The following is a 16,322-nucleotide window of genomic DNA, read 5'->3' on the forward strand; positions in this document are numbered from 1 at the left end:
GCCACCGGAGCCCCCATGCCTGACGCCACTCGCCAACTCACCCTCGTCAACGGCTTGCAGTTGACCCTGCGCCACGCCCCGCGCCTCAAACGCTCGGCCGCCGCACTGCGGGTGCATGCGGGTAGCCACGACGCACCTGCCAAATGGCCCGGTCTGGCGCACTTCCTCGAACACCTGTTCTTCCTCGGTACCCCGCGCTTCCCGCTGGAAGACGGCCTGATGCGCTACGTACAAGCCCTGGGCGGACAGGTCAACGCCAGCACCCGTGAACGCGCCACCGACTTTTTCTTCGAGGTGCCACCCAACGCGCTAGGCGGCGGTCTCGAGCGCCTGTGCCAAATGCTGGCAGAACCGGATCTGGGCATCGAACGCCAACGCCGTGAACGCGAAGTGATCCACGCCGAATTCATCGCCTGGTCGCGCAATCCATCGGCCCAACAACAGTTCGCCCTGCTGCAGTCAGTGTCAGCCAAGCATCCACTGGGCGCTTTTCATGCTGGCAATCGATACACCCTGGCCTTGCACGATGCGGCCTTCCAGCAAGCGCTTGCGGGCTTTCATCAGCGCTTCTACCAAGGCGGCCAGATCTGCTTGAGCCTTTGCGGGCCGCAGCCGCTGGATGAACTTGAACGCCTTGCCCGGCAGCATGCCGAACTGTTCGCCGCAGGTGAGCGCGGGCCGCAAATGCCGCCGCCGCCACTGCCAGCAATCGCTAGCTCCCTGACCTTCACTCACCAAGGCCTCCCCAGCGGCGCCGAGCAAGCCTTGGAACTGCTGTTCGCTTACCTGGAGGACAGCCGCCCAGGTACCTGGCTGGGCGCGCTTCGCGAGCGTGGCTGGCTACAAAGCTTCACGGCCGAAAAGCTGTACGCGTTTGCCGGTCAGCTGCTGTGGCACCTTGACCTGAAGCTAAGTACCGACGCTTGCCCGGACGAAACCTGCGCCCTGCTGCAAGGTTGGTTCAGGTTCATCCGCCAGGCCGACCGCGAACAGTTGAACCACCAATTCGGCTTGCTGCAGCGCAGCCGTGCGCACAGTGCCAGCGCGCTCGAGCTGGCCCGCCGGGACAGCACAGGCCAGCCGTTCGCCAAGCTGAATACCCAAGGGTTGCAGGCGCTTGGCGCCCTGCTGGAAAGCCTGCCAGGTAGCGACCATGGCAATTGGCAGCACTTGCCAGTCGACCCATTGCTGATGGCAGACCTGCCCCATGCCAAGGCGCAGCCGCTGCCGGCAGCGCTGAAGATCAGTGACCAGCTCCCGCCCACGCGCCAATACGCTGCGCTGTACCTGCGCTGGCATGTACCTTCACCTTTGCGCCAGCCCTTGCAGCGTGTGCTGGAACAGGCCCTGGCACCACTGCAGGAACGTTGTGACCGCGCCTCCGTGCAACTGCAGTACAGCAGCGCCGGAGAATACTGGCAGTTGCGCTGCGCCGGCCTGCCAGCAGCAGTGCTGCGCGCAGTGGAACAAGCATTGGCCTTGATGCTCAAGCCACCTGCCAGTTGCTGGCTGCCCTGCACGGCGCAGCCCCCGGTCCTGATCCCCATCAGGGCCCTGCTCAAGCAACTGCCAGACGCGGTACGGGGTAGCCTGCCCGCAGCGGTGCCCGCCGACACGCTGAACCAGCGGCAACTCGACAGCCTGTGGCTGCACACCGAGTGGCATGGCATGGCTGCAGGCTTCGAGGATACCGCGCTAAACGCCTTGGGCACTGCGCTGCAGCAGTGCCCTGGGCAAGGCTCGCGGCCTGGCCCCCTGCCAACATGGGCAAACCACCGCTGGCAGCACGCCCAAGTGCCAGGCAGCGAACATGCCCTGCTGCTGTTCTACCCGTTGCCTGCGGCCAAAGAAGCCGCAGGCCGTCTGTTAGCCCAGTTGCTGCAAGGGCCGGTTTACCAACGCCTGCGGGTGGAATTGCAACTCGGTTATGCGGTGTTCAGCGCCTTTCGTCAGGTCGAGGGGGTCGGTGGGCTGCTGTTCGGCGTGCAGTCCCCCCACACCGGCCAGGCACAGGTGCTCGGCCACCTGCTCGACCTGCTGCGCCATGGCGTCACCCTTGACCCGGCCGCTCGCCAGGCATTGGCTGGGCAATTCGACGAGCCCGCCATGGCCAACGCCGATGTCGCCGAATGGGCGTGGCAGACATACTTGGCCACACAACCCAATAGGCTGGATGTGCTGCGCAGGTCTATTCTGACTACGCGGCAGACGGATCTGGACCACCTGCTGAGCAACCTGCTCGACACAGGTTCCGCTTGGCTATGCTTGGCCAACGCTGCCGCGCCAGACACTTCCTGACAGGGCGAAAATCGATGATTATTACGCGAACTGCAACGGCGCTTCTCGAATAATTAACCTTCCGGTTCAAATTTTTCTTGTAAGATAGCGCAATCCCGGTTTCAGGGAACTGCCAACGCATGGCGGTACCCAAGTAGTAGCTGAACAACCCAACCCTCATTCGGAAGGAGTAATTCCATGTGGACCAAACCTGCATACACTGACCTGCGTATCGGCTTCGAAGTTACTATGTACTTCGCTAACCGCTAAGCCAGGCTTAGGGTTTCACGCCTCGGCCTGCCGGGGCGTTTTCGTTTTTTCCGATCCGGTTTCTGCATAGAGAGTGGCCATGTACATCCAGGTTCTCGGCTCCGCCGCCGGTGGCGGGTTCCCGCAGTGGAACTGCAACTGCGTCAACTGCAAGGGCTACCGTGATGGCACCCTGCAAGCCACGGCGCGCACCCAGTCATCCATCGCCCTGTCCGACGACGGTGTGCACTGGATACTGTGCAATGCCTCGCCCGACATCCGCGCCCAACTGCAGGCCTTTGCGCCGATGCAGCCGGCCCGGGCCCTGCGCGACACCGGCATCAACGCCATCGTCCTGCTGGACAGCCAGATCGACCACACCACCGGCCTGCTCAGCCTGCGCGAAGGCTGCCCGCATCAGGTGTGGTGCACGGACATGGTCCACCAGGACCTGACCACCGGTTTCCCGCTGTTCAACATGCTCAGCCACTGGAACGGTGGCCTGCAGTGGAACCGTATCGAGCTGGAAGGCAGCTTCGTGATCGACGCCTGCCCCAACCTCAAGTTCACCCCCTTCCCCCTGCGTAGCGCCGCGCCGCCTTATTCGCCACACCGCTTCGACCCGCACCCGGGCGATAACCTTGGTTTGATGGTCGAAGACACCCGCACCGGCGGCAAGCTGTTCTACGCCCCGGGCCTGGGCCAGGTCGACGAAAAGCTGCTGGCGATGATGCACGGTGCCGACTGCCTGCTGGTCGACGGCACCCTGTGGGAAGACGACGAAATGCAGCGCCGTGGCGTGGGCACCCGCACCGGCCGCGAGATGGGTCACCTGGCCCAGAACGGCCCTGGCGGCATGCTGGAAGTGCTCGACGGCTTCCCGCGCCAGCGCAAAGTGCTTATCCACATCAACAACACCAACCCGATTCTCGATGAAAACTCCCCCGAGCGCGCCGAAGTCCTGCGCCGCGGTGTGGAAGTTGCCTTCGATGGCATGAGCATCGAGTTGTAAAACAGTCCGTGATGCGACACAGGCCCTGTGGGAGCGGGCATGCCCGCGAAGCATCCAACACGGTGTATGGCACCGGCTTCGCCGGTGTTCGCGGGCATGCCCGCTCCCACAGGGTGAATATGTGTCAGCCCTGACAATCGCTTTACAGGAGCCAGCCGAATGAGCGACGCACTGCCTATGTCCCCTGCCGAGTTCGAGCAGGCCTTGCGCGCCAAGGGCGCCTATTATCACATCCATCACCCATACCACGTGGCGATGTACCAAGGTCGCGCCACCCGCGAGCAGATCCAGGGCTGGGTGGCCAACCGCTTTTATTACCAAGTCAACATCCCGATGAAAGATGCCGCGATCCTGGCCAACTGCCCGGACCGCGAAGTGCGCCGCGAGTGGATCCAGCGCCTGCTCGACCACGATGGTGCGCCTGGCGAGGATGGCGGCATCGAAGCCTGGCTGCGCCTGGGCCAGGCTGTCGGGCTGGACCCGGACCAATTGCGCTCGCAAGAACTGGTATTGCCCGGCGTGCGCTTTGCTGTGGACGCCTACGTCAACTTCGCCCGCCGCGCCAGCTGGCAGGAAGCCGCCAGCAGCTCGCTGACCGAGCTGTTCGCCCCGCAAATCCACCAATCGCGCCTGGACAGCTGGCCACAGCACTACCCGTGGATCGACCCCGCCGGCTACGAGTACTTCCGTACCCGCCTGGGCCAGGCTCGGCGCGATGTGGAACACGGCCTGGCGATTACCCTGCAGCACTACACCACCCGCGCGGGCCAGGAGCGTATGCTGGAGATATTGCAGTTCAAGCTGGATATCCTCTGGAGCATGCTCGATGCCATGAGCATGGCCTACGAACTGAACCGCCCGCCCTATCACTCCGTCACCCAGGAACGGGTGTGGCACAAGGGAATCACCCTATGAGTTTCGACCGTAAGCAGGTACCGAACTGGCGCCCCGGCTATCGTTTCCAGTACGAGCCGGCGCAAAAGGGCCATGTGTTGCTGTACCCCGAAGGCATGATCAAGCTCAACGACAGCGCGAGCCTGATCGGTGGCCTGATCGACGGCCAGCGTGACGTGGCAGCGATTATCAGCGAACTCGAACAGCAATTCCCCGGTGTCCCGGAAGTGGCGGACGACATCGAGCAGTTCATGGAGGTGGCCCGTGCCGAACACTGGATCGTCCTCGCCTGAGTTGCCGCCCACGCCCGAGGTCGGCCTGCCGCTGTGGCTGCTGGCCGAGCTCACCTACCGCTGCCCGCTGCAGTGCCCTTACTGCTCCAACCCGCTGGACTTCGCCGCCCAGGGCCAGGAGCTGAGCACCGAACAGTGGTTCAAGGTCATGGCTGAAGCGCGGGAAATGGGTGCCGCACAAATCGGCTTTTCCGGCGGTGAACCGCTGGTACGCCAGGACCTTGCTCAACTGATCGCAGAGGCCCGCCGCCTGGGTTACTACACCAACCTGATCACCTCGGGCATTGGCCTGACCGAGGCGCGCATCGCCGAATTCAAGAAGGCTGGCCTGGACCATATCCAGATCAGCTTCCAGGCCAGCGACGAGCAGGTGAACAACCTGCTGGCCGGCTCGAAAAAGGCTTTTGCACAGAAGCTGGAAATGGCCCGCGCGGTAAAAGCCCATGGCTACCCGATGGTGCTCAACTTCGTCACCCATCGGCACAACATCGACAAGATCGACCGCATCATCGAGTTGTGCATTGCCCTGGAGGCCGACTTTGTCGAGCTCGCCACTTGCCAGTTCTATGGCTGGGCGCACCTCAACCGCCTGGGGCTGCTGCCAACCCGCGCGCAGCTCGAGCGGGCCGAACGTATCACCAACGAATACCGGGACAAGCTCAAGGCCGAGGGCAACCCGTGCAAGCTTATTTTCGTTACCCCTGACTACTACGAAGAGCGCCCCAAGGCCTGCATGAACGGCTGGGGCAACCTGTTCCTCACCATCACCCCGGACGGCACCGCATTGCCCTGCCACGGCGCCCGCCAGCTACCCGTGCAGTTCCCGAATGTACGCGACCACGACTTGCACCATATCTGGTATGAATCGTTCGGTTTCAACCGCTTCCGTGGCTATGAGTGGATGCGCGAACCTTGCCGCTCCTGCGACGAGAAAGAAAAGGACTTCGGCGGCTGTCGCTGCCAGGCCTTCATGCTGACCGGCGATGCCAGCAATGCCGACCCGGTGTGCGCCAAGTCGACCGAGCACGGCATCATCCTCAAAGCCCGCGAGGAGGCAGAAACCGCCCAGCTCGCGATCGAACAGATGACCTTCCGCAATGATCGAAACTCCCGTGTCATCGCCCGCGGCTGAATTCAGCGCGGCCCAGGCAGTGGCCGCCGGTACCGACTTCGCCGAACTCAAGGTCAGTGCCGACGGGCTGTTCTGGAACGAATTCCGCCCGGCCGACGGTGCTTGCCGTATCTGGCACTGGTTGCACTACCAAGCCCGCTGCCTGACCCCGGACGGCTTCAGCGTGCGCAGTCGAGTCTACGAATATGGTGGTGGCAGCTTCTGCCTGGGCGGCGACGGGCTGGTGTTCGTCAACGAAAAGGACCAGCAGGTCTACACCCAGCCGCTGGACGATCTGTTACCACGTGCACTGACCCAGGATGCCAGCTGCCGCTATGGCGATGTGCAGTGGCACGACGGCCACGTACTGGCCGTCGAAGAGCGCCATGCCGAGCAGGTAGAGCACCGCCTGGTCGCTTTGGGTGACAGCCGCCGCGAGGTGCTCGCCGAGGGTGCCGACTTCTACGCCTCGCCTGCCGTCAGTGCCGATGGCCAGCGCCTGGCGTGGATCGAATGGGACCGCCCGGCGCAGCCCTGGACCGTCACCCGGCTGATGTGTCGCACGCGCGATGCCAGCGGCCACTGGGGGCCGGCGCAATGTGTAGCCGCCGCAGAAGAATCGTTGCAACAACCACGCTTCGATGCCGAAGGTCGGCTCTACTGCCTGTCCGACCGCAATGGCTTCTGGCAACCCTGGGGTGAGGTCGATGGCCAATGGCAGGCGTTGCCTGCCGCACCGGCGGACCATGCTGCTGCGCCTTGGCAATTGGGGACCTGTACCTGGTTGGCACTGAGCCCGCAAAGCTACCTGGCCAGCTGGTTCGAAGACGGCTTCGGGCAATTGGGGCTGCGTGGCGAAGATGGCCGTATGGAGCATTTCGCCAGTGCCTACACACGCTTTCGCAGCCTGGCCATGGACAGCGAACACCTGTATGCCATTGCCGCCTCGCCCATCAGCCCACCAGCAGTCATTGCCATTGACCGCAGCAACCACGACGTACGTGTGCTGGCCGGCGGTGCCGAAATGCTGCCGGCAGGGCAAATCAGCCTGCCACAGTCGATCCACTACGGCAGTGGCGGCGAGCAGGCCCATGGTTTCTTCTACCCGCCAGCGCAGTCGCAAGGCGCCGCGCCGCTGGTGGTGTTCATCCACGGCGGGCCAACCTCAGCCTGCTATCCCGTGCTCGACCCGCGCATCCAGTACTGGACCCAGCGTGGCTTTGCCGTGGCCGACCTCAACTACCGGGGCAGCACCGGCTATGGTCGGGAATACCGCCAGGCCCTGCACCAGCGCTGGGGCAAAAGTGACGTGGCCGATGCCTGCGCGGCGGTCGAATACCTGGCTGCTCAAGGCCTGGTCGACAAGCACAAGGCGTTTATCCGCGGCGGTAGCGCCGGTGGCTACACCACCTTGTGCGCCTTGGCGTTCCATGACGTGTTCCGCGCTGGCGCCAGCCTCTATGGGGTCAGCGACCCGCTAGCCCTTGGCCGTGCCACGCACAAGTTCGAAGGGGATTACCTGGACTGGCTGATCGGCGACCCGCAGCGGGACGCTGAACGCTATCGCCAGCGCACGCCGCTGCTGCATGCGCAGCGCATCAAGGTGCCGGTGATTTTCTTCCAGGGTGAGCTGGATGCGGTGGTGGTGCCGGAGCAGACACGCGCCATGTTGGCGGCGCTACAGGCCAACGGGATCGACGCTGAAGGGCATTTTTATGCGGAGGAGCGGCACGGGTTCCGCAAAGCGCAGAACCTGGCGCATGCCTTGGAAGAAGAGTGGAAATTCTATTGCCGGGTGTTGGCGCAATAGTTCCAGGCGCCCCGAGCAGGAGCGACCTTGCGCTGCTCCTGCAGGGGCCAATCTCTGCCTGTATCAACGCTTGGCGATGATATACACCGCATGCACGATCCCCGGAATGTATCCCAGCAAGGTCAGCAGAATATTCAGCCAGAACGCCCCGCCAAACCCCACCTGCAGAAACACGCCCAGAGGTGGCAGAAGAATGGCGATGATGATGCGAATAAAGTCCATGCGAGTCTCTCCTGAAGGGTTACATCAAAGACTAGCTCCCAGCCGTAGAGGTTCCACAGGCAAAAAAAAACGCCCCGGGCCGAATGAAACAGGCCAGGGGCGATGCGCAGGAACGCCAGACGGTTCGTTGAATTCTTTGGCAGGCCGCTACGCTGGCACTTCGCGACGGGCCTGCTGCTGGGCATGCAGGCGGGCGAAAGCGCGCGCCAGGCGCAGCAGCATTTCGTCGATGTTGCCTTTGCTCACAGTCAGCGCCGGAGAAAAGCGCACCACATCCGTTTGCGGCGCGTTGAGCAGCAGGCCCTCGTGCAGGGCCGCAGCCACCAGCTCGCGGGCCAGGTTTTCTTTCAGTTGCAGGGCCCATAGCAGCCCGTGACCGCGCACTTCACCCTGACCATAGCGCCCGGTCAGGCGGCTCAGGCCTTCACGCAGGTGACGACCGTTATCCTGAACCTGGGCCAGAAAGCCAGGTTCCAGCACGCTGTCCAGCACCGCCAGGCCGGCGGCGCACATCAGCGCGTTGCCATGGTGGCTGCCGTCCAGCTCACCAGGCTCGGCGCAGCATGCCTTGCCCCTGGCCAGCAAGGCGGCCAGCGGCACGCCGCCCCCTAGGCCCTTGCCCAAGGTAATGATGTCGGCACGCACGCCATAGAGCTCCTCGGCCAACAGCGCACCACAGCGACCAATACCGGTCTGCACCTCATCTAGGATCAGCAGGATGCCCAGTTCGCGGCAGAGCGTTTCCACGCCTTTGAGGTATTCCTGAGTAGCGGGAATAACGCCCGCCTCACCCTGTATCGGCTCGAGCATGATCGCCACGGTGCGTGAGTCCACCTCGGCGTGCAGCGCCGCCAGGTCGTTGAACGGCACCTTGCTGAAACCTGGCAGGCCAGGTTCGCAGCGATTGCATGGCAGCGGATCGGACGCGGACAGCGCGCCCAGGCTACGGCCATGGCAGGCTTGGCTGGCAGTAATGATGTGATAGGCGCCATTGCGGTGCAGCTGGCCCCACTTACGCGCCAGCTTGATCGCCCCTTCACAGGCCTCGGCACCGCTGTTGAGCAGGTAGGCCTGGTCACTGCCGGTACTCTGACACAGCCGGTTGACCAGCCCCAGCAGGCCACGGTTGTGGAAGCCCGAGCCCGGGTTGATCAAGGCCTGAGCCTGATTGCCCAATGCTTTGACCAGCACGCTGGGGCTGTGGCCCAAGCTGTTGACCGCACCGCCCTGGGTGAAGTCCAGGTAGGCATGCCCCTCGTTGTCCCACAACCAGGAGCCCTGGCCACGCACGAATACCTGCGCTGCACGTTCGGCGCCGGGCATCAGGCGCTCAGGTGACAGCTCAGATGCTTGCGGCACGATCACCGGCGCACGCTTGGGCTCGGCGGCGGCGGCAGAAGCCGAGCGGCGCAGGTTGAACAGGTTCATCAGGGCTCCAACCAATCACGGTAAAGGGCAGCCACGGTGCGGTCTTGATGCCGACACTCGATATTTTGCCTTGCCTATCAAAAGTGTTTTTCATCCGGGGTAACAATCGACCGAATTATCGCTGTAACCCTTTGGAATACGGCGATAGACTAGGCTTCAACAGGGTTTTCGACCATTTCGTTTTTCCAGCATTTTCGATAAGTGTTTCTTATGGATTTCCGTCAACTGCGTTATTTCGTCGCGGTGTACGAAGAAGGCCACGTAGGCCGCGCCGCCGAACGCCTGTCGCTGTCACAGCCGGCGCTTTCCCAGCAAATCCGCCAGTTGGAACACAGCCTCGATCTCAGCCTGTTCGAGCGCAGCAATAAACGCTTGCTGCCGACCCTGGCCGCCCACACGTTATACAACCATGCCCTGCCGTTGCTCGACGGCCTGCAGCGTGCCCACGAGGCCATGCGCAACTTCAAGGGCCAGTCGCTGCGCACCTTGGCTATCGGTGTATTGCAGACCGTGCGGCCAAGCCTGGTACCGCAGCTGCTTGAACGCCTGCGCAAGGCTCAACCTCACCTGGTCGTGCAGATTTACGAGTTGTCGGGGCTGGAGATCGAACGCCGCCTGCTCAACGGCAGTCTGGACATCGGCATCAGCTACCTGCCGCCGCGCCAGCCAGGGCTGCATGGCCTGCTGTTGTACGAAGATGAGCTGCAACTGGTCATACCCGATACCCACCCGCTGAAGGACTTCAAGAAGGTGTCCATCCGCCAGGCCGCCGAGTTGCCCATGCTGATGCTGGGCGAGGAGTTCCAGATCCGCCAGATCTGGCAGGCGCAGTTGGCCAGCCAGGGCCGACGGCCGCAGGTGCAGGCAGAGATGAACAATATGGCAGGGATTCTCGATAGCCTCGCGCACACGGCGCTGGCCACTATTCTTCCAGGGCGCGCCAAGGAGGCCGCCGAAGATGACCAAGGGCTGCTGTGGAAGCCGTTGAGCGAGCCGCGCGTGCCGTTGAAGGTTGGCCTGGTATTTCGCGATGCCCAGCGCCAGCAGGCCTCTGTAGAGCTGCTGCGCACGTTGCTGGAGGAAGAGACGGACGCCCGCCTGTTGGGGGCATCACCGCGGGATGTGCTGGCCTGAAAAACACGCACGCAAAGAAAACCCCGCCGAAGCGGGGTTTTCCAGACTGTTTCCCTGTGACATCCGTATCGCCCCGCCATCCTGGCAGGTGGTCCTTCGTCGTCGTCCTTGATCTGTCCTTTGCGCTTCCTGCGCAACGTCCATGTGGTAAAGATTAACCGTGGATCCAATCTTAGAACAGTGGTGAAAAGTCACCACGTCGTGTAGGAAAAAGCTTACACAGGAGATTCATCCACAGATATGTCATGGCTGGGGCCGCTTCGCGGCCCCAAAAAACGATCAGAACTGCTCGGCATCCAGCAGGTAAAGCGACTCACTTCCCGCCTTCACCGAAGCCACCAGCGAATCCACCCGTGGCAGCAACCGCGCAAAGTAGAACCGCGCCGTACCCAGCTTGCCCGAATAGAACGCCGCATCTCCCTCACCCGCCTGCGCCGCCCGCGCCATCAGTGCCCACATATAGCCATAGGCAACATAGCCGAAGGCATGCAGGTACTCGACCGAAGCCGCACCAATTTCATTCGGGTTGCCCTTGGCCTGCTGCAATACCCACTCGGTCAGCCCATCGAGCTGATCGAGCGAAGCACCCAGTGGCGTGGTGAATTCGTCCAGTTCGCTGCCTGCACGGGTAATGAACTGGCGGATCTCATCAGAGAACAGCTTGTAGTATGCCCCGCCGCTGGCCACCACTTTACGCCCCATCAGATCGAGGGCCTGGATGCCATTGGTACCCTCGTAGATCTGGGTAATGCGCACATCGCGCACCAACTGCTCCTGCCCCCATTCACGAATGTAGCCATGCCCGCCAAATACTTGCTGGCCGTGCACTGCGCACTCCAGGCCCAGGTCGGTGAGGAAGGCCTTGGCCACCGGCGTCAGCAGTGCCACCAACTCTTCGCTGCGTTTGCGCACGCTGGCGTCTTCGCTGTACTTGGCACTGTCCAGTTGCATGGCCACGTAAGTGGAGAAGGCGCGGCCACCCTCGATCAGCGCCTTCATGGTCAACAGCATGCGACGCACGTCCGGGTGGACGATGATCGGGTCGGCAGCCTTGTCCTTGGCTTGCGGGCCAGTCGGGGCACGGCTTTGCAGGCGATCGCGGGCGTACTCCACGGCGTTCTGGTAGGAGCGCTCGGCCGACGCCAGGCCTTGAATGCCGACGCCCAGGCGCTCGTAGTTCATCATGGTGAACATGGCCGCCAGGCCTTTGTTCGGCTCACCGACGATGTAGCCGACAGCTTCGTCGAAGTTCATCACACAGGTAGCCGAGGCCTGGATGCCCATTTTGTGCTCGATCGAGCCGCAATTGGCCGGGTTCCGCGCACCGAGGCTACCGTCTTCATTGACCAGGAACTTCGGCACCAGGAACAGCGAAATCCCTTTCGGCCCCGCCGGTGCATCCGGCAACTTGGCCAAAACCAGATGGATGATGTTCTTGGTCAGGTCGTGTTCACCGCCGGTGATGAAGATCTTGGTGCCGCTGACCTTGTAGCTGCCGTCAGCCTGGGGCTCGGCCTTGGTACGGATGATGCCCAGGTCGGTGCCGGCATGTGGCTCGGTCAGGCACATGGAACCGGCCCAAACGCCGGCATACATGTTCGGAAGGTATTTTGCCTTCAAGGCCTCGCTGGCGTGGGCGTTGATCGACAGGCAGGCGCCGGCGGTCAGCATCGGATACAGGCCGAAGGCCAGGCTGGACGCGTTGACCATTTCCTCGACCTGGGCCGAGATGGCCTTGGGCATACCCATACCGCCGAACATCGGGTCACCGCCCACGCCCACCCAGCCGCCTTCGGCGTAGGTGTTGTAGGCCTCGATGAAACCGGCTGGGGTGCGCACCACACCGTTGTCCCAGTGGCAGCCCTCTTCGTCGGCGGCGCGGCTGAGCGGCGCAATGGTCTTGGCGGTGACCTTGCCGGCTTCTTCCAGCACGGCCATGGCCGTGTCGGCATCGACAACCTCGGCCAGACCGGGCAACTGCGTCCACTGCTCGGCCACGTTGAAGACTTCATTCAGTACGAAGCGCATGTCGCGCAGGGGCGCTTTATAGTCAGCCATGACAACCTCTCGCTAGTCGGGTCGGGGCGGTCTCGGGGAACCGCGACACTGGGGTTACTGGCAGTGTAACCGAACAACTTTTGCGAGACATAGGGTCATCAATCGACTGCATAGTCTAACTCGGTCACGCCGTACGCACTGCCCCACGCGGTGATTGTCGCCCATGCACCATGACACAATTGCGCCCCGCACCTTTGGCGCTGTAAAGCGCCTGGTCGGCGGATTTCAGTACCGCCTCGGGGTTGCGATGATCCGCCTGGCGCTCGGCCACACCAATGCTGATGGTGACCGAAACCGTGCCGCCGCCGCTGCCAGCGCGGCGCTGGCGGCCGGCGGTATCGTCCTGCGGGCGGTTGTGCTGGTCGCGCAGGTGCATCACGTAATTAGCGATTACTTCACGCACAGCCTCCACATGCGGCACGCATTCCTCGGCGGTCTTGCCGGCGAACACCAGGGCGAACTCTTCCCCACCATAACGGTAGGCGCGGCCACCGCCGGTGACCTTGGACAAGCGGCTGGCGACCAACCGCAGCACCTGATCACCGACATCGTGGCCGTGGGTGTCGTTGAATTTCTTGAAGTGGTCGACATCGGTCATGGCGATGACATAGTTACGCCCCAGGCGCTGCATGCGCTCGTTCAGCGCACGGCGCCCCGGCAGGCCAGTCAGCTCGTCACGGAAAGCCATCTGATAAGCCTCGTGCGCCACTGCTGCGGCGATCATCAGCATTACCTGGCTGCACATGATGTTCAGGGTAAACGGCAGGATGAAGGTTTGCGGCAGCATCCAGAAAATGCCCAGCAGGCCGATCAACTGCGCGGCGTGCAGCGGCCGGGGTGCACGCAGGTACTGCACCACCAGCAGAATGAACACACCAAGGAACAGTGGGTAGACCATCTGGATCAGGCTCATCCAGTGACCATGCAAAGCCGGCCAGCGGATCTCCGCCAACCAGGTCAGCAACGCCTCGGGGTAGCTTTGCTGGAGGGCCACCGCCACACTGCCCACGGCAAACAGCACGGCACCGCGGGCGACCAGGTCCTGCAGCAGGTGCGTACGCTCCTGCCAGGCGCCATACAGCCCGAACAGCGCCGGCAGCAGCAGGCAGACCAGGTGGAAGATCACCGCTGCGTCCTCACGCACGCGGCCATGGTCACGGTAGAAGTCGGTCTGGGTATCGAGCAGGAAGTAGGCGATGTACACCGTCAGCATCAGAAACAGCTCACGCTGGCGGCGGTAAACCGCGCAGTAGGCGCCGCCCAGCAGTAGAACCAAGGTAGGCAGGACATTGAACAGCGATGTGAAAAAGACGCTGAGGTCTCTCACATAGGCTGCGGCGAGCCCTGCCAGCAACAAGAACAGCGACGGCAGGAAGTGGCTAGCGCGAACAGCGTTAAGACGAAACAAGGGTAATCTCCAACCCGGCAGATCAATAATGGCATTGTGCCCTCACTTCATCGGCAGTGCACTGGAACAGTTGAATTTGCGGTTGGATGAACGAACTTCCCATGCACCGTGTTGCATCCTTCGCGGGTAAACCCGCTCCTACGAGGGCCTGCGCCCAATCACCGACCTGTGTCCACCACCGATCCGGCGTAGGAGCGGGTTTACCCGCGAATACGGTGGTGGCGGCAACGGTGAACGGCGGGTGGAGATTGGCCAGCAGGGCCGGCCTCTTCGCGGGTGAACCCGCTCCTACACGACGGCCTGTGGCCAACCCCTGATGTGTGGCCACCACCGATCAGTGTGGTAGGAGCGGGTTTACCCGCGAATGCGGTAGCGGCGGCAATGGTGAACGGCGGGTGGAGATTGGCCAGCAGACCCGGCCCTTTCGCGGCTGAACCTGAAGACGTAAAAAACCCGCCTGCCGGTCAGGGCAGGCGGGTTTTTGGGTACAGCGCCAGTATCAGTACGACAGACCGAAGTGCTCTTCGTCCATCGCCATCAGGTTGTTGGCGCCCGACAGCATGGTCGCCACATGGGTACGGGTACGTGGCAGGATGCGCTGGAAGTAGAAGCGGGCAGTCTGCAGCTTGGCGGTGTAGAACGCCTCCTCGCTGGTGCCGGCTGCCAGTTTCTCGGCGGCCAGGCGGGCGATGTCGGCCCAGAAGTAGGCCAGGCAGGCATAGCCGGAGTACATCAGGTAATCGACCGAAGCCGCACCCACTTCTTCACGGTCCTTCATGGCAGCCATGCCCACTTTCATGGTCAGCTCGCCCCACTCCTTGTTGATGGCCGCCAGTGGTTCGATGAACTCCTTGACCGCTTCGTTACCTTCTTGCGCCTGGCAGAACTTGTGCACGATCTTGGTGAAGCCCTTCAGTGCTTCGCCCTGAGTCATCAGCACTTTACGACCGAGCAGGTCGAGGGCCTGAATACCGGTAGTGCCCTCGTACAGCATGGAGATACGGCTGTCGCGCACGTTCTGCTCCATGCCCCATTCGGCGATGAAGCCATGGCCGCCGTAGATCTGCACGCCGTGGTTGGCGGCTTCGAAACCGACTTCGGTCATGAATGCCTTGGCGATCGGGGTCAGGAACGCCAGCAGGGCGTCGGCCTTCTTGCGCTCTTCTTCGTCCTGGCTGTACTTGACGATGTCCACCTGCTTGGCGGTGAAGTAAACCATCGCGCGGTTGCCTTCGGCGAAGGCCTTCATGGTCAGCAGCATGCGACGCACGTCCGGGTGGACGATGATCGGGTCAGCGGCCTTGTCCGGTGCTTTCGGGCCGGTCAGGGAACGCATCTGCAGACGCTCGCGGGCGTACTTCAGGCCACCCTGGAACGCCACCTCGGCGTGGGCCAGGCCTTGCAGCGCAGTCCCCAGGCGAGCAGTGTTCATGAAGGTGAACATGCAGTTCAGGCCTTTGTTGGCAGGGCCAATCAGGTAGCCGGTGGCAGCATCGAAGTTCATCACGCAGGTAGCGTTACCGTGGATGCCCATCTTGTGTTCGATCGAGCCACAGCTCACGCCGTTGCGTTCACCCACGCCACCCTCGGCGTTGGGCAGGAACTTCGGCACGATAAACAGCGAAATACCCTTGGTACCGGCCGGTGCGTCCGGCAGGCGGGCCAGAACGATATGGACGATGTTGCCGGCCATGTCGTGCTCGCCGGCCGAAATGAAGATTTTGGTGCCCGACACCTTGTAGCTGCCGTCGGCCTGTGGCTCGGCCTTGGTGCGCAGCATGCCCAGGTCGGTACCGCAGTGCGGTTCGGTCAGGCACATGGTGCCGGTCCACTCGCCGGACACCAGCTTGGTCAGGTAGGTGTGCTGCTGCTCGGCAGTGCCATGCGCAGAAATAGTGTTCATCGCGCCATGCGACAAGCCTGGGTACATACCCCACGACCAGTTCGAACCACCGACCATTTCGCTCAGGGCCAGGCCCAGCGACTCTGGCAGGCCTTGACCGCCGTGCTCGACGTCATGCGCCAGGCTAGGCCAGCCGCCTTCGACGAACTGCTCGTAGGCTTCTTTGAAGCCGGTTGGGGTTTTCACCCCCGACTCGCTCCAGGTGCAGCCTTCCTGGTCACCCACACGGTTCAGCGGCGACAGCACCTGCTCACAGAACTTCGCGCCTTCTTCAAGGATCGCGTCGACCATGTCGGGCGTGGCGTCCTGGCAGCCCGGCAGGCTCTGATAGTGCGCTTCATAGCCAAGCAGCTCGTCGCGAACGAAGCGGATATCACGCAAGGGGGCTTTGTAGTCAGGCATGGCGATGAACCTCTAGGTGAGTTCTGTGGGGTGACCCGCGCTTGGCGGAAGCCGATCAAACAGTTGTTTGAAACTTACGTTTAGCTTAGCTTTCTGTCAAGGATGGACTATGGTGCCATTT

13 protein-coding genes are annotated in these 16,322 nt (G+C 62.6%); 8 read left to right on the forward strand and 5 right to left on the reverse strand.

Going from position 1 to position 16,322, the window contains the following annotated elements; genetic code table 11:
* Positions 1–15 precede the first annotated feature (15 nt).
* The 7 genes from pqqF to ACF8RA_RS15840 all read left to right on the forward strand — a co-directional run bounded on the left by pqqF (position 16) and on the right by ACF8RA_RS15840 (position 7,646).
* The gene (gene pqqF, locus ACF8RA_RS15810; RefSeq protein WP_392519342.1) at positions 16–2,298 is read left to right on the forward strand and encodes a pyrroloquinoline quinone biosynthesis protein PqqF; all 2,283 of its coding nucleotides are present in this window, start codon (positions 16–18) and stop codon (positions 2,296–2,298) included.
* Positions 2,299–2,475: 177 nt separating this feature from the next.
* A complete protein-coding gene (pqqA, locus tag ACF8RA_RS15815; protein ID WP_003243383.1) occupies positions 2,476–2,547 on the forward strand; it encodes a pyrroloquinoline quinone precursor peptide PqqA in 72 nt (23 codons plus the stop codon).
* A gap of 79 nt (positions 2,548–2,626) precedes the next feature.
* Entirely contained in the window at positions 2,627–3,538 is a 912-nt protein-coding gene (gene pqqB / locus ACF8RA_RS15820) for a pyrroloquinoline quinone biosynthesis protein PqqB (RefSeq protein ID WP_021782697.1), read from the forward strand.
* 159 nt (positions 3,539–3,697) lie between these two features.
* Positions 3,698–4,453 carry a pyrroloquinoline-quinone synthase PqqC gene (pqqC, locus tag ACF8RA_RS15825; protein ID WP_003255592.1) on the forward strand — a complete coding sequence of 252 codons (756 nt, stop codon included), beginning with the start codon at positions 3,698–3,700 and terminating at the stop codon, positions 4,451–4,453.
* Positions 4,450–4,725: a pyrroloquinoline quinone biosynthesis peptide chaperone PqqD gene (pqqD, locus tag ACF8RA_RS15830; protein ID WP_176683521.1), complete on the forward strand. Its 276-nt coding sequence runs from the start codon at positions 4,450–4,452 to the stop codon at positions 4,723–4,725. Before pqqC ends, pqqD begins: the two co-directional genes overlap by 4 nt.
* Complete coding sequence (pqqE, locus tag ACF8RA_RS15835; protein ID WP_021782694.1) at positions 4,697–5,857, forward strand: pyrroloquinoline quinone biosynthesis protein PqqE; 1,161 nt, start codon at positions 4,697–4,699, stop codon at positions 5,855–5,857. The genes pqqD and pqqE overlap by 29 nt, the downstream gene beginning before the upstream one ends.
* Complete coding sequence (locus ACF8RA_RS15840) at positions 5,823–7,646, forward strand: prolyl oligopeptidase family serine peptidase (RefSeq protein ID WP_392519343.1); 1,824 nt, start codon at positions 5,823–5,825, stop codon at positions 7,644–7,646. The genes pqqE and ACF8RA_RS15840 overlap by 35 nt, the downstream gene beginning before the upstream one ends.
* Positions 7,647–7,709: 63 nt before the next feature.
* Here the strand turns inward: ACF8RA_RS15840 and ACF8RA_RS15845 are convergent, their stop codons facing one another.
* Complete coding sequence (locus ACF8RA_RS15845; protein WP_003177654.1) at positions 7,710–7,868, reverse strand: YqaE/Pmp3 family membrane protein; 159 nt, start codon at positions 7,866–7,868, stop codon at positions 7,710–7,712.
* 147 nt (positions 7,869–8,015) lie between these two features.
* Complete coding sequence (locus tag ACF8RA_RS15850) at positions 8,016–9,296, reverse strand: aspartate aminotransferase family protein (protein ID WP_176683523.1); 1,281 nt, start codon at positions 9,294–9,296, stop codon at positions 8,016–8,018.
* Positions 9,297–9,506: 210 nt separating this feature from the next.
* Between ACF8RA_RS15850 and ACF8RA_RS15855 the strand changes: the two genes are divergently transcribed.
* On the forward strand, positions 9,507–10,430 hold the full coding sequence (locus ACF8RA_RS15855) for a LysR family transcriptional regulator (protein WP_176683524.1): 924 nt from the start codon (positions 9,507–9,509) through the stop codon (positions 10,428–10,430).
* Between the two features lie 279 nt (positions 10,431–10,709).
* Here ACF8RA_RS15855 and ACF8RA_RS15860 read toward each other — a convergent pair whose 3' ends face one another.
* The 3 genes from ACF8RA_RS15860 to ACF8RA_RS15870 all read right to left on the reverse strand — a co-directional run bounded on the left by ACF8RA_RS15860 (position 10,710) and on the right by ACF8RA_RS15870 (position 16,201).
* A complete protein-coding gene (locus tag ACF8RA_RS15860) occupies positions 10,710–12,488 on the reverse strand; it encodes an acyl-CoA dehydrogenase C-terminal domain-containing protein (RefSeq protein ID WP_392519344.1) in 1,779 nt (592 codons plus the stop codon).
* A 124-nt stretch (positions 12,489–12,612) separates the two neighbouring features.
* Entirely contained in the window at positions 12,613–13,896 is a 1,284-nt protein-coding gene (locus ACF8RA_RS15865) for a diguanylate cyclase (protein WP_021782689.1), read from the reverse strand.
* 499 nt (positions 13,897–14,395) lie between these two features.
* Entirely contained in the window at positions 14,396–16,201 is a 1,806-nt protein-coding gene (locus ACF8RA_RS15870) for an acyl-CoA dehydrogenase C-terminal domain-containing protein (RefSeq protein ID WP_209968558.1), read from the reverse strand.
* Between the last annotated feature and the right edge of the window lie 121 nt (positions 16,202–16,322).

The sequence above is a fragment of the Pseudomonas sp. FYR_5 genome (assembly GCF_043106315.1).
GTDB lineage: Bacteria > Pseudomonadota > Gammaproteobacteria > Pseudomonadales > Pseudomonadaceae > Aquipseudomonas > Aquipseudomonas putida_Y.